This is a genomic window from Actinoplanes missouriensis 431 (assembly GCF_000284295.1).
Classification (GTDB): domain Bacteria; phylum Actinomycetota; class Actinomycetes; order Mycobacteriales; family Micromonosporaceae; genus Actinoplanes; species Actinoplanes missouriensis.
The window spans coordinates 4,683,701-4,695,640 of record NC_017093.1 but is presented as its reverse complement, the minus strand read 5'-3'; the positions used below and the strand labels follow the sequence as shown (position 1 = coordinate 4,695,640).

At 71.8% G+C, this 11,940-nt stretch carries 13 protein-coding genes; 5 read left to right on the top strand and 8 right to left on the bottom strand.

The window, feature by feature from the left end; translation table 11 throughout:
* Positions 1 to 208: 208 nt before the first annotated feature.
* On the bottom strand, positions 209 to 460 hold the full coding sequence (locus tag AMIS_RS21995; protein WP_014444585.1) for a hypothetical protein: 252 nt from the start codon (positions 458 to 460) through the stop codon (positions 209 to 211).
* A 73-nt stretch (positions 461 to 533) separates the two neighbouring features.
* Between AMIS_RS21995 and AMIS_RS21990 the strand changes: the two genes are divergently transcribed.
* The 3 genes from AMIS_RS21990 (at position 534) to AMIS_RS21980 (ending at position 2,694) form a co-directional block, all read left to right on the top strand.
* Positions 534 to 995 carry a DUF6924 domain-containing protein gene (locus AMIS_RS21990; protein ID WP_014444584.1) on the top strand — a complete coding sequence of 154 codons (462 nt, stop codon included), beginning with the start codon at positions 534 to 536 and terminating at the stop codon, positions 993 to 995.
* A gap of 71 nt (positions 996 to 1,066) precedes the next feature.
* A complete protein-coding gene (locus tag AMIS_RS21985) occupies positions 1,067 to 1,687 on the top strand; it encodes an RNA polymerase sigma factor (RefSeq protein WP_157434972.1) in 621 nt (206 codons plus the stop codon).
* Positions 1,684 to 2,694 (top strand): CU044_5270 family protein, encoded by a 1,011-nt coding sequence (locus tag AMIS_RS21980; RefSeq protein WP_014444582.1) that lies wholly within the window; start codon positions 1,684 to 1,686, stop codon positions 2,692 to 2,694. Before AMIS_RS21985 ends, AMIS_RS21980 begins: the two co-directional genes overlap by 4 nt.
* Here the strand turns inward: AMIS_RS21980 and AMIS_RS21975 are convergent.
* Together AMIS_RS21975 and AMIS_RS21970 are read right to left on the bottom strand one after the other, a co-directional pair.
* Positions 2,666 to 3,592 (bottom strand): aldo/keto reductase, encoded by a 927-nt coding sequence (locus AMIS_RS21975; RefSeq protein WP_014444581.1) that lies wholly within the window; start codon positions 3,590 to 3,592, stop codon positions 2,666 to 2,668. The genes AMIS_RS21980 and AMIS_RS21975 overlap by 29 nt on opposite strands.
* Positions 3,592 to 4,056 (bottom strand): DUF4262 domain-containing protein, encoded by a 465-nt coding sequence (locus tag AMIS_RS21970; protein ID WP_041829966.1) that lies wholly within the window; start codon positions 4,054 to 4,056, stop codon positions 3,592 to 3,594. Before AMIS_RS21970 ends, AMIS_RS21975 begins: the two co-directional genes overlap by 1 nt.
* A gap of 118 nt (positions 4,057 to 4,174) precedes the next feature.
* Here AMIS_RS21970 and AMIS_RS21965 point away from each other — a divergent pair, with 118 nt between their 5' ends.
* Positions 4,175 to 4,942, top strand: coding sequence for a hypothetical protein (locus tag AMIS_RS21965; protein WP_014444579.1), 768 nt, complete (start codon positions 4,175 to 4,177; stop codon positions 4,940 to 4,942).
* A gap of 19 nt (positions 4,943 to 4,961) precedes the next feature.
* On the opposite strand, the gene AMIS_RS21960 is transcribed toward AMIS_RS21965, so the two are convergent.
* The 5 genes from AMIS_RS21960 to AMIS_RS21940 all read right to left on the bottom strand — a co-directional run bounded on the left by AMIS_RS21960 (position 4,962) and on the right by AMIS_RS21940 (position 10,773).
* Entirely contained in the window at positions 4,962 to 5,801 is an 840-nt protein-coding gene (locus AMIS_RS21960; protein ID WP_014444578.1) for a MerR family transcriptional regulator, read from the bottom strand.
* An 81-nt stretch (positions 5,802 to 5,882) separates the two neighbouring features.
* Positions 5,883 to 7,970, bottom strand: coding sequence for an iron ABC transporter permease (locus AMIS_RS21955; RefSeq protein WP_014444577.1), 2,088 nt, complete (start codon positions 7,968 to 7,970; stop codon positions 5,883 to 5,885).
* A complete protein-coding gene (locus AMIS_RS21950; protein ID WP_014444576.1) occupies positions 7,967 to 9,013 on the bottom strand; it encodes an iron-siderophore ABC transporter substrate-binding protein in 1,047 nt (348 codons plus the stop codon). Before AMIS_RS21950 ends, AMIS_RS21955 begins: the two co-directional genes overlap by 4 nt.
* Entirely contained in the window at positions 9,010 to 9,843 is an 834-nt protein-coding gene (locus AMIS_RS21945) for an ABC transporter ATP-binding protein (protein ID WP_014444575.1), read from the bottom strand. The genes AMIS_RS21950 and AMIS_RS21945 overlap by 4 nt, the downstream gene beginning before the upstream one ends.
* Before the next feature lie 105 nt (positions 9,844 to 9,948).
* Entirely contained in the window at positions 9,949 to 10,773 is an 825-nt protein-coding gene (locus AMIS_RS21940) for a helix-turn-helix domain-containing protein (RefSeq protein WP_014444574.1), read from the bottom strand.
* Between the two features lie 89 nt (positions 10,774 to 10,862).
* Between AMIS_RS21940 and AMIS_RS21935 the strand changes: the two genes are divergently transcribed.
* On the top strand, positions 10,863 to 11,912 hold the full coding sequence (locus AMIS_RS21935) for a hypothetical protein (RefSeq protein ID WP_014444573.1): 1,050 nt from the start codon (positions 10,863 to 10,865) through the stop codon (positions 11,910 to 11,912).
* Positions 11,913 to 11,940 lie beyond the last annotated feature (28 nt).

Sequence of the window (11,940 nt, the reverse complement as noted above, 5' to 3'; positions counted from 1 at the left end):
TCACGGAAAGTGCGCCAGAGCCCCAAACTCACGAACATCGAAATGCGCGCCGTGGACGCCTCCGGCGTCACCGACGGGCTGCCACGCCCGGAACTGGCTTACCTGTTCACCAGCGACAAGACCGGTGGTGCGACACGTTCGGCAACCCGCGACGGGCACGACGGCAGCATCCTCAGCATGACCACCGCTGCCGAGGCCGAACGGGTGTTCAGCCAGTCCCTCGACCCCGCACAACGTGCGGTCCTGGACGCAGGACGGAAGCGGCACGGATCGTTATCGTGTGATCTTCTGACCATAGAAGGAGCGTCAACGGGATCAGTTGATCCGGCACCTTCTCCATGTCGGCGTCGGTGACCTCTGCGTAGAACCACGGTCGGCCGCCGCCCTCCGTTTCGAACCGGAACTCGCGCACCGCATCAGCCTCGATGCGGAACCGGCGGACCTCGTCGTCATGCTGCACCCGGCGATGCGGTCAGCTGACGCGACCTACGCCTCCCGAGGGTCAACCGTTGGGTTGGCCTATCCTCGCCTGCGTGGATGAGCGCATCTGGCATCACAACTCTGACGTCTCCCTGGTCATCCGCACTGACTTCACCCACCCGCAGGAATGGGAAGAGATCCAGGCGGCGATCGCTGAGCCGCAGACGGAGGACGAATTCACGGCGTTCGTCGCGTACGTCGATGATCGGGCGTACGAGGGGATCACGCCGTCGCAACTCCTGGAGACGCTGCCGGCAGACGCGAGTCATGCCGTTGCCTTCCTGGTCGACACGAAGGCGCTGACCCACCCTGATCGGCCGACTCTCGTGGTCAACCTCTACGACTACGTGGAAGGTCTGGAGGACCAGGGCAAGGGCCCGCAGCTCGGCGCCACGTTCCGCGTCGTGCCGTCGGAGATGTGGTCCGTGCAGAACAACCTTCCCATCGCGAACATGGACTGGGAGGACTTCGCCGGCCATGTGGACGGTGACGGCATCTTCCGCGGCTTCGAGTAATACGCCCGGCTGGCCGGCTCCGCCCACGGACGAGCCGTGAACGGGTTCGGCTTCTTCTGGCAATACCTGGCATGACCTTACGAATCGCCGGGGCTGCCGGCCGGGAGGTGCCCGCGATGGCCGGCGAACATCCACCGAGTGATCACTGGCTCGGCGGCTCGCAGGCGGCGGACCGGTTCGCCCTGCTCTTCGACGATCACGCGCCGGGGTTGTGGCGCTATCTGGCCCGGCAGGTCGAGGCGGCGCAGGCTGAGGATCTGGTTGCCGAGACGTTCCTGGTCGCCTGGTCGGCGCGCGGTGACTTCCGACCCGAGCGGGGCACTGCCCGGGCCTGGCTGTTCGGCATCGCCGTCAATCTGCTCCGCCGCCACCATCGCAACCAGGCACAGCATCAGCGGCTGTCGCAGCGGCTGACGGCGCACGGCACGCACGTCGACGGGGCCGACGATCGGGTGGCGGAACGGCTCGATGCCCGTACCCGAATCGCGGGTCTTGCCGCCGCGATCGCGGCGCTGCCCGACGGGGACCGGGAAGTGCTGCTGCTGAACAGCCTCGCCGGCCTCGACACCCGGGAGATCGCCACCGCCCTCGGTATTCCGGAAGGCACCGTCCGTTCCCGGCTGCACCGGGTCCGGCGTGGCCTGCGGGCCGTTTCTGCCACCACGTTCCCGCCGCTGGAGGGCGAGTCATGACCGACGAACTCGATGTTGCCCTGAACGACCTGTACCCGGTGCCGGCCGGCGACTCCGAGGCCTTGGGACGGGTACGCGCCCGCGTGCTCGCGGCCGCGCAGGAGCAGCCCGTGGCCCGGCGGCGACGGTGGCCGCACCTGTCGCTCGCGGCAGCCGCCGCGGTGCTGTCCGTGGCGGTGGTCGCCGTCGTGGTGCGCGGCGACACGTCCGAAGTCGCGATGGTCGAGGTCGCGCAGACGCTGAACACCGCAGCGGACGCCCAGATCCGTACCCGGGATGAGCCGGTCCCCGACGGCTGGTACCGGTACATCTCCACGCATTCCCTCAGCACCGGCTACAGTCCGGGCGCCGCCGTGCTGGTCGGCACCCGGGACGAGAGGTGGGTGCCCGCCGACCCGGCCGGCGAATGGTTCATGCTGCGCACCGACACCGGCGAACGCACCCGCCTGCTGGGCACCGAGAAGCAGGCCGCGGAGGCCGGCCTCGGCGTCCGGTCCGACCCGGAACGGCTGAGCGGCAGGTGCGGGGCCTTCTACCCGGACTCCGGCGACCTGTGCACCGCGGCGGGTAACTGGCAGGGCCCCACCACGCGCTTCATCGCCGGACTGCCTCGGGATCCACGCCGGCTCTACGACCGCCTGCGGACCGACGCCGAGGGCCGCGGGCAGGACCCCGACCAGGAGGTTCTCGTCTATGCGGCGGATGCGCTGCGCAGTGGCCTGCTTCCCGCCGACCTCCGGGCGGCGCTGTATCGGGCTCTCGCCTACCTGCCCACGCTGGAGATCACCGAGCGGACGGCGACGCTGGACGGGCGCACCGGCACGGCCCTCGGCGTCACCGCCGCCGGAGAACAACGCGAAATCGTCATCGACCCGGCGACGGGGACCTTCATCGGTGAGCGGCAGCGGCTAGCCGAGGATCGGGACGGCATCCCGGCGGGCACCGTCATCGGGTCGAGCGCGGTGCGCTACGACACCGTCAAGAAGCCGTGGGAGCACGCCCGGTGAGGCCGTCGGGGTAAGCGTGAGCCGTGTCGAGCAATGACATGTCCTCCGCGGAGAGCCGTAGCGCCCCGGCGGCTACGTTCTCGGCCAGGTGCTCCGGATTTCCCGTACCGGGAATGGCCAGCACGTGCGGCCCTCGGTGCAATGTCCACGCGATGCGCACTTGTGCCGGCGTCACGCCGTGCGCGTGCGCCACGGCGCGGATCGCCTCGCTGTCGTCGCGGCGGGAGCCGGCTTTTCGTCCGGCTGCCGCAATCGCGAAGAACGGCACGAAAGCCACGCCCAGATCACCGCAAAGGCGTACGAAATCGTCTTGCTCGTTTCTCTGATAATCGACGCCGTACGAATTCTGCACGCACACCACGGGCGCGATCGCCTGCGCCTGCCGGAGGTGATCGACGCTGACGTTGGAGAGGCCCAGGTGCCGGATCAGGCCGGCGTCGCGCAATTCGGCCAGCGCCCCGAAATGATCGGCGATGGAGTCCCATCCCTGCCGGCGCAGGTTCACCACATCGAGGTGATCTCTGCCGAGCTGGCGCAGGTTCTCCTCGACCTGGCCACGGAGCTGCTCCGGGCGCGCCGGTGGAAGCCATTCACCCGAAGGGTCTCGACCAGGTCCGACCTTGGTGGTCACCACCAATTCTTCCGGGTACGGGGAGAGAGCCCGATTGATCAGTTCATTGGCCGACCGGAGCGCCGAGAAATAGAAGGCGGCGGTGTCGATGTGGTTGACGCCGAGGTCGACGGCTCGGCGCAGCACGGCGATCACGCGATCCCGGTCGCTGGGGCTCCCGTCGGCATCAGCGGTCAGCCGCATGGCGCCGAAGCCGATTCTGTTGACTGTCAGGTCTCCGAGCGTCCAGGTTCCGGACCCCGCTGCAACGACACCGTGGGAAGTCATCACGCGGAGGATACTGGCCGGCCGAGCACCGGCATGTCCTCCACGCGCGTGCCGGGCTCCCAGGGCCAGCGGTGGTACCGGTCCGGCCACACGATCTGCAAGGCCTCCACGGCGGCGCCCGTGCCGGCGTAGAACTGCGCGGCGACGGGCAGGTGGCGATCCGGCTCGGTGACCGCGACGAATTGAACCTGGTGACCCTCGATGACGTCGTCGGCCCGCTGGCCCGGGGCGAATGCTCGTCGACCCGCGATGACCTCATCGGCGACGGCGCGCAGAACCGGCCGGGAGATGTCCGGGGGCAGCCCGAAAAGGATCAGCTCAGGATGCCCATGGCCGGTCAGGCCGATCGTGTACCAGCACGCCTCCAAGGGGGTCGGCTGCGGCACGAACTGCAGATATACGCCGGAACGCCGAATGGCGTCGCCGATCTGGCCGAGCCCGGTCTCCTGATGTCCGGCCGTCACAGGTTCGCCTTCCGTCCGATGGCTGAGCGCCTTGCGTTCCGGCCGCATACCCGGAAGCTGAACACGCACACCAGCTGTTTGCCGGACGGTTCCGGGCCACAAGATCACCTATGATCCGATGTCCGCACCCGGCGCCGGCGAGAAAGGCTTCATCACGTTGACCGAGTCCCGAGGTTGGACGCGCAGTGCGGCGATGGCGCTCAGCGCGATGGTGCTCGGGATCGCCGGCGCGACCGCGGGATCGTGGATCGGCGGCCTCGATCCCGGCCCTCTGCCGGGCAACACCGAGGCGCTGCGGATCGCCCGGGACATCGTGCCCGGCGTCACCCCGGCCGGCGAGATCGACCGGCGCGACTTCGTCTACGGTTCGCGCCTCGGCGACGAGGAGTCCGGTCCCGGTTACGTGGAGATCCCCTACAAGCTCGACGACGGAAGCGACCTCTCGGCCGTCGAGGACGACTGCGGCCTGGACGGCCTCGCCCGAGCCAATGCGATCAAGCAGGGATGGGAGGACTTCGACGAGATCGCCGGATTTTCGTGTACGAGTTGGCGGGCCCAGCGAGGTGATCTGGTCCTCGCCTATACCCATGACGGTCTCGGACCGGTCATGACGTTCTATCGATCGACCACCGGATCGACCATCGGCGCGCTCATCGGAGCCGTGATGGGCGCGCTTGCCGGCGCCGCCGGCTCCCGCGCCTGGAGCCGGCGGGCATGGGTGCAGATCGCCGTGCTGACGTCACCGGCCCTCATCCTCGTCCCGGTCACGGCACTCTTCGTGGTGGCGAGCCTGTCTCCTGAGGGTGAGGGGCCGGCACCGCAGTTCTGGACGGTGTGGCCCACCCTTTTCCGGTTGTTCTTCTTCTACGAGATAGGAGCTTTCTGAACCGTTCCGTCGCCGGTGATCAGCCGCCGGGGGCGTCGGCGAGGAGTTGTGCCGTGCGTTCCAGGCAGCGTTTCTGGGCGGGGGACAGGTCATACGGCATCGTGGCGACCGCTGCGGCAGCGCTCAACCGGCTGCCCGTGTCTTCCGACCCGCCGGCGTCGTAGATCTCGAAGAGCCTCTCCTCGTCCGCGTCCAGACCGGCTGTCTCCACCGCTCGGTCCAGGGCCAGCTGGTGGGCGCATCGCTGGACCGCCAGCTCCTCCACGCGCGGATCCTCGGGCTTCACACTGTCGTCCAGGGCCGCCTCGGCCGCGTCCAGCCGGTCCTGTTCGGCCCGCAGATCGGGGTGGGTGGCGAGCACGATGAACACGCTGGCCTGGATCGCGGCGCCCAGCGGGCCGAAGATGCGTTCCGTGACCAGCAGCGCGTCCAGGTCGGCGGGGCGCAGCGCGCCCGGGGGCAGGTCGCCGAGCCGGTCGGCGACCAGGTCGGAGAGCAGTCCCAGCGGGCTGCCCACGGTGCGGAGACGATGGACCGCCGCGCGCCGGCGTTTGATCTCGGCCTCCTGGGCGGCCAGGGTCTCCTCCAGCCGGCCCAGCACCTCGCCGATGTCCCGGGTCTGCCCGAAGGCGGCCCGCATGTCGTCGAGGCTGATGCCGGCCTCCGCCATCCTGCGGATCCACAGCAGCCGGATCATGTCGTCGTAGCCGTAGCGGCGGCGACCGTCCACGCCCCGCTCGGGCTCCGGCAGCAGACCGATCTGGTGGTAGTGGCGGATGGCGCGCGGCGTCGTCCCCGCGAAGACGGCGGCGTCACCGATCTGAACCTGCCGGGGCGGCATGACGGGGGAGTAGGTCACAGGCGGAGCCTTCCGTGCTGGGGTGCCTCGAGGAGACCACATGCCGCTACGGCAGGTGCAACGTCGCCGCCTCTCGGGTGATCAGACCCGGGAGCGGCGCAGCAGCCAGACGAAATAGGGGGCGCCGATCAGCGCCATCATCAGACCGGCCGGGATCTGGGACGGCGCGATCAGGGTACGGCCCAGCGTGTCGGCGACGCAGACGAGCAGCCCGCCCAGCAGCATCGCGACCGGGACGATCCGCCGGTGCTGGACGCCGACCAGGCCGCGGGCGATGTGCGGGGCGACCAGGCCGACGAAGCCGACCACGCCGACCGCCACGACGCTCACCGCCGCCGCGACCGCCGCCACCGTCAGCAGCACCAGCCGGGTTCCTTCCCGCCGCACGCCGAAGACCCGCGGGGTGTCCTCGTCGATCGCGAGCAGGTCCAGTTCCCGGCGCATGCTCAGCACCAGGGGCGTGGCCAGCAGCAGCACCACGGCGACCGGCACCACGTCGGCGAAGGTCCGGCCGTACGTGGTGCCGGACAGCCAGGTCAGGATGCGTGGCGTGTCCCACGGGTCGGCGCGCAGCAGCAGGAACGTGCTGATGTCGCTGAGCGCGTACCCGCAGCCGATGCCGATCAGCAGGAAGCGGTCCGGCAGCAGCCCGCCGCGCCAGGCCAGCACCGCGATCAGCGCGAACGTGGCGAGGCCCAGCGCGACGGCCGTGAGGATCAGGACCGGCCGGCCGCCGGGCGCGCCCGAGGTCACGATGATCACCGCGCCGAGGCCGGCGCCGGCGGTGATGCCGAGGATGCCGGGTTCGGCGAGCGGGTTGCGCACGGTGCCCTGCACGACGGTTCCGGCGAGGGCGAGCGCCATGCCGGCGACGACGGCCGCGGCGACCCGCGGGGCCCGGTCGTCGAGCGCCCGGCCGATCAGGTCCGGCGCGGCGCCCTGCAGCCAGAGCGCGATGTCGCCGGTGCGCAGCCACAGGCTGCCGGCGAGCAGGCCGGCCACCGCGGCCGCGACCAGCAGGACCGCCGCGGCGACCGTGACGGTCAGGAAGCGGCGGCGGGAGCGGATGGCGACGGGTGCGCCGGGCGCCGGCGCCGCGCCGGTGTCACGCAGCCGCAGCGCGAGGACCACGATGACGATTGCGCCGAGCAGCGAGGTCGGCACGCCGGTGGGGATCGAGGCGGCCGCCTGAGCGCCCATCAGCGCCCGCAGCACGGCGTCGGCGAGCAGCACGAACAGCGCGCCGACCAGGCCGCACGCCGGGATCAGGAACCGGTGCCGGCTCAGCGCGCCGATCCGGGTCGCGGCGAGGCGCACGGCGACCGGGGCGGCCAGGCCGACGAAGGCGAGCGGGCCGGCGAGGGTCACCGAGATGCTGGTCAGCAGCACCGCGCAGAGCACCGCGAGCAGCCGGGTGGAGCGGATCGGCACGCCGAGCGAGGCGGCCGTGTCGTCGCCGAGGCCGAGCACGTCGAGCCGGCGCGCCAGCAGCAGCGCGACGACGAGCACCACCGCGACGACCGGGGTGGCGCGTTCGGCGGCGTCCAGGTTGAGCTGGGCGAGTGAGCCGCTGCCCCACGCGTACAGGCCGGTGGTGTTCTCCTTGAAGAGGATCAGCAGGGTCGCCGCGCCCGCGTCGAGGGCCATCGCGACCGCCGACCCGGCCAGGATGAGCCGGGTGGAGCCGATGCCGGAGGCGCTGCCGGCCAGGCCGAGCACGAGCGCCGCGGCGAGCAGCCCGCCGCCGAAGGCCACCGCGCCGGAGGCCCAGAGCGGGACGGCGAGGCCGAACGCGGCGACCGCGCAGAGCGCGAAGTAGGAGCCGGCGGTGACGGCCAGGGTGTCCGGGGCCGCGAGGGGGTTGCGGGTGACCGACTGGAGCAGCGCCCCGGCGGCGCCGAGCGCCACGCCGACGGCGATCCCGGCGAAGACGCGCGGCAGGCGGGAGCCGGTCACCACGTCGGCGATGGGCACGCCGCCGACGTCGGCGTGCGCGCCGAGCAGGTAGCGCAGCAGGTCGGTGAACCCGACCCCGGAGGTGCCCTGGGTGACGTGCCACAGCCCGGTCGCGGCGACCACGACGAGCAGGACGGCCAGCACGGCCGTCCCGCTCGCGCCGCGACCGGGCCCGACGGCGGGCAGCGCCGGCCGGACCCGGGTGTCGCTCACGCCTGCGTCAGGATCTTCACGTACGCGTCGATCGCCTGCTCGTTGGAGAGCGGGCCGCCGGCGCCCCAGACACCGGCCGGGAAGGCGTAGGCGCGCTTCTCCTTGACGGCCGGCAGCGCGGTCCAGATCGGGCTCTTGGTCAGTTCCTTGACGTAGCTGTCCGGGGTCGCGTCGTCGGAGTAGAACAGGGTGGCGTTGCCGACGGCGGTGAGGCCCTCGATGTCGGTCTGGGCGAGACCGTAGGACGGGTCGACGCCGCCGCTGCCGTACGCCGCATTGATCTTTTCGGTCCAGGCCGGGGTCATCCCGAGCTGCTCGCCGAGCTCGGTGAAGAGCGCGCCCTCGCCGTAGGGCCGGATGACGACGTTGCCGCCCTCGATCCAGCCGTCGAAGAAGAGGAAGTCGCGGGCCGCCGCGTTCGCCACCTTCTGCTTGGCCTCGGCGAGGTGCTTGTCGAACTGCTGGAGCACCAGGTCGGCCCGCTCGGTGCGGCCGGTGGCCGTGCCGATCATCGAGAAGACCTTCTTCATGTTGGCGATCTGCCCGGAGGCGTCCGCGCCGACCGTGGCGAGCACCGGCACGCCGCGCTTCTCCAGCTTGGTGATCAGCTCGTCGTCGGCCTTGAACGCCTCCACGACGATGAGGTCGGGGTTCGTGGCGTAGAGCGCGTCGAGGTCGGGCTCACCGCGCTGACCGGCGTCGGCGACGTCCGCGGGCAGCGTCTCCGCCTTCACGTAGGTGGCGTAGCCCTTCGGGTCGGCGACCGCGACCGGGTTCAGGCAGAGCGTGAGCAGATCCTCGGTCTGCTGCCACTCCAGCACCGCGACCCGCTGGGCGGGTTTGTCCAGCTTGACCGTGCGCCCGACGCCGTCGGTCATCGACACCGGCCCGGTCGCGGTCGTGGTGGTGTCGTTCGCGCAGGTCTGCGAGACCGGTGCGGCCGAGCCGGCGGCGGCCGGTTCCTCGACCTCGGTGGTGCCGCAGGCCGTGACCGTCACGGCGACCGTCGCGGCGGCGGCCGCGAGGCGGATAAGGCGTTTCATGCGAGCGTCTCTCCTGAGGTGGTGCGGTGGCGGGCGGGATGCCGCCCGACGGGGTCGATGTGCAGGCGGCCGGTACGCGGGTCGATCTCCACCTCGACGCGCAGGTCGTACACCTCGCTGAGGTTGGCGGCGGTGAGCACCTCGACCCGGTCGCCGGCGGCGTGGATGCGCCCGGCGCGCAGGAGCAGCAGCGTGTCGGCGACCCGGGCGGCGTGGTCGAGGTCGTGCAGCACGATGCCGACGGCGACGCCGTGGTCGTCGGCGAGGTCGCGGACCAGGTCGAGGGTCTCGATCTGGTAGCGCAGGTCGAGGTGGTTGGTCGGCTCGTCGAGCAGCACGACGCCGGTCTCCTGGGCCAGGCAGGCGGCCAGCCAGACCCGCTGCATCTCGCCGCCGGAGAGCTCGCCGACCGGCCGTGCGGCCATGTCCTGCACGCCGGTGACCCGCATGGCGCGCTCGATCGCGGCGCGGTCCGCGGCCGACGGCCCGGCGAAGCGCCGCCGGTGCGGGTGGCGGCCGAACGCGACGACCTCGCTGACGCTCAGGCCGTGCGGGACCTGGCGGGACTGCGAGAAGAGGGTGACCTCGCGGGCGAACTCGCGGGCGTTGAGCAGGGACGCGCGTCGTTCCGGCCGGCCCAGCACCACCTCGCCGCCGTCGACCCGGTGCAGCCGGGCGAGGGCGCGCAGCAGGGTGGACTTGCCGCTGCCGTTCGGGCCGATCAGCGCGGTGACGTGCCCGGCCGCCAGCGCCACCGAGACGCCGTGGACCACGGTGGTCCTGCCGTAGCGCAGGTCCAGCTGGTCACCGCGCAGGACGGCGTGCGGCATCGGTGGAGCTCCTCAAGTAAGGGTTGCCTTGCCTTACGGAGGCTAGGTGATGATCAACTTGTCGGCAATCCCGCACCCCGGACACCGGATACGGGATTCCGGACATCAGGCGCGTGGGGTCAGTAACCCCGGTGTCACGTTCATCACCCGCCGGAACGCCGCGATGAACGTGCTCGGCTGGGCATAGCCGAGCCGCTCCGACACCGCGCCGACCTCGGCGCCCGCCGACAGCAGGGCGAGGGCCTCGTGGATGCGCAACGCCTGCCGCCACTGTGCGAACGACAACCCGGTCGCCTCCCGGAACGCCCGCGTGATCGTCCGGTCGCTCAGACCGAGATGCGCGGCCCACTCCTGCAGCCCACGATCGTCGGCCGGGTCCGCGAGCAGCGCCTCGGCGATCGGATCGATGCGCGGATCACCGGGCAGCTCCAGCGCGAACTGCCGGTCCGCCGCCTCGAGCACGTCGAACACCACAGCCTCGGTACGGGCCCGCGCCGCCACGCCGAGATCCGTGCGCGCCAGCCGGAACAGCAGCGACTCCAGCAGCGGGGTCATGGTGATCGACGTCGGGCCGTCGAACGTGACGGGCGTGCGGTCCGGCGCGAAGAACGCGTCGTGCAGCTCGGCGGCCGCGGTCAGCCGTCCGCCGTGGATCACGCCGGCCGGCAGCCACAGGCCGAACCCCGGCGGCACCGTGTGGATGCGGTTGCCGATGCGGGTGGTGAGTGTTCCACCCCGTACCCAGACCAGCTCGTGCATCGGATGCGCGTGCGGCAGCCAGTCCGTCGCCACCCCGGGCGCCTCGGACTCCGCGACGATGGCCGGCGACGCCGGGTCACCGGCCGGCGCGGACACGGCCCGGCGGACCACGGTGCCCGGATCGCGCCGCCAGGTGCCGAGGCTGAGATCATCGGAGACCGGGAGAACCATGGCGCGAGGGTACGGGGAAGCCGCAGCCCCGCCACCGCCGGACGACGGCATCGTGGTGCAGCGGTAGCCAACCGTTACGCTCGCCGGTCATGAGCTCCTCGAACGCTCCCGCGGCCGCCGGTGTCACGACCCGGCCGGTCCGGTGGCCGTGGACGGACCGCCTGCTGCTGCTCGGGCTGGTCGCCGCGTCGGCGCTGGTCTGGGCGTTCGGCGTCACCGACCTGCAGCCGGTCAGCGAGCCCACCGGGCCGGACGCCTTCGGTGAGAACAACACCTACTGGGCGCGGGAGCTGCGCTGGGCCGCGCTGATCGGGCTGGCCGTGGTGCTGGTGGTGGCCGTCCGGGGCGGCCGCCGGGCCACCGCCGCCGTGCTCGTCGCGGGCGGCGGATGGCTGGCGGCCGACATCGTCGTCGACCGGTTCGACCCGGTGTCGGGCGTCGCGCTTCCGGCGCTGGCAGCCGCGCTGCTCTGCGGCGCGGCGGCCCTCACCGTCCCGGCGGCGGCCCGGCGCGACGGTACGGCGGCCGGCGCTGTCCACGCCGTGCCCGGCCGGGCCGTGACTTTCGCCGCCGCGCTGGTCGCCGCCGCGGCGGCCGGGTTGGTGACGCTGACCGAGTCGCCGACCGACGTCGAGCCGGAGCTCATGCTCGGCAGCGCGCTCACCGGTTCGCTGCTGGCCCTGATCGCGGTCGCCGCCGGAACGCACGCGGCCGGCGTGATCAGCCGCCGGCGCGCGCTGGTCGCCGTGCCGGCCGGTGTCCTCGCCGCATCAGTGCCGTGGCTGCTGCGGTACTCCTCGGCCCAGCCCACGACCGGCCGGACCCTGGGCACTGTCGCGTTCACCGTGGCCCTGGTGGTGGTCGTCGTCCTGCTGACCGGTCACGGCCCGCGGCTGGGCAACCGCGTGCAGGACGCCGCCGTGGTCGCGGCCATCACCGTGTTCGCCCTGCCGGGGATTCTGCTGCCGTTCGCGCTCGCCTCGGCCGTGCTCTCCGTCGGTGGCGTGTTCACCGCGCTGGCCGGCAACCCGGCGGTCCACGACGCCGACAGCGACTTCGTGGGGATCGTCCTGGCGATTCCGATCGGGCTGATCCTCCACCTGCTGCTGCGCGGCTTCATTCGCGGCCGTCCCGAGTGACGCCCGGCCGGTTTCGCGCCGAGCGTGA

Bases quoted from the DNA above. Each gene is read 5' to 3' on its own strand.
- AMIS_RS21940 (WP_014444574.1), bottom strand. From the start codon at position 10,773: ATGGTTCTCCCGGTCTCCGATGATCTCAGCCTCGGCACCTGGCGGCGC.
- AMIS_RS21985 (WP_157434972.1), top strand. From the start codon at position 1,067: ATGACCTTACGAATCGCCGGGGCTGCCGGCCGGGAGGTGCCCGCGATG.
- AMIS_RS21965 (WP_014444579.1), top strand. From the start codon at position 4,175: ATGTCCGCACCCGGCGCCGGCGAGAAAGGCTTCATCACGTTGACCGAG.
- AMIS_RS21980 (WP_014444582.1), top strand. From the start codon at position 1,684: ATGACCGACGAACTCGATGTTGCCCTGAACGACCTGTACCCGGTGCCG.
- AMIS_RS21935 (WP_014444573.1), top strand. From the start codon at position 10,863: ATGAGCTCCTCGAACGCTCCCGCGGCCGCCGGTGTCACGACCCGGCCG.
- AMIS_RS21950 (WP_014444576.1), bottom strand. From the start codon at position 9,013: ATGAAACGCCTTATCCGCCTCGCGGCCGCCGCCGCGACGGTCGCCGTG.
- AMIS_RS21945 (WP_014444575.1), bottom strand. From the start codon at position 9,843: ATGCCGCACGCCGTCCTGCGCGGTGACCAGCTGGACCTGCGCTACGGC.
- AMIS_RS21975 (WP_014444581.1), bottom strand. From the start codon at position 3,592: ATGACTTCCCACGGTGTCGTTGCAGCGGGGTCCGGAACCTGGACGCTC.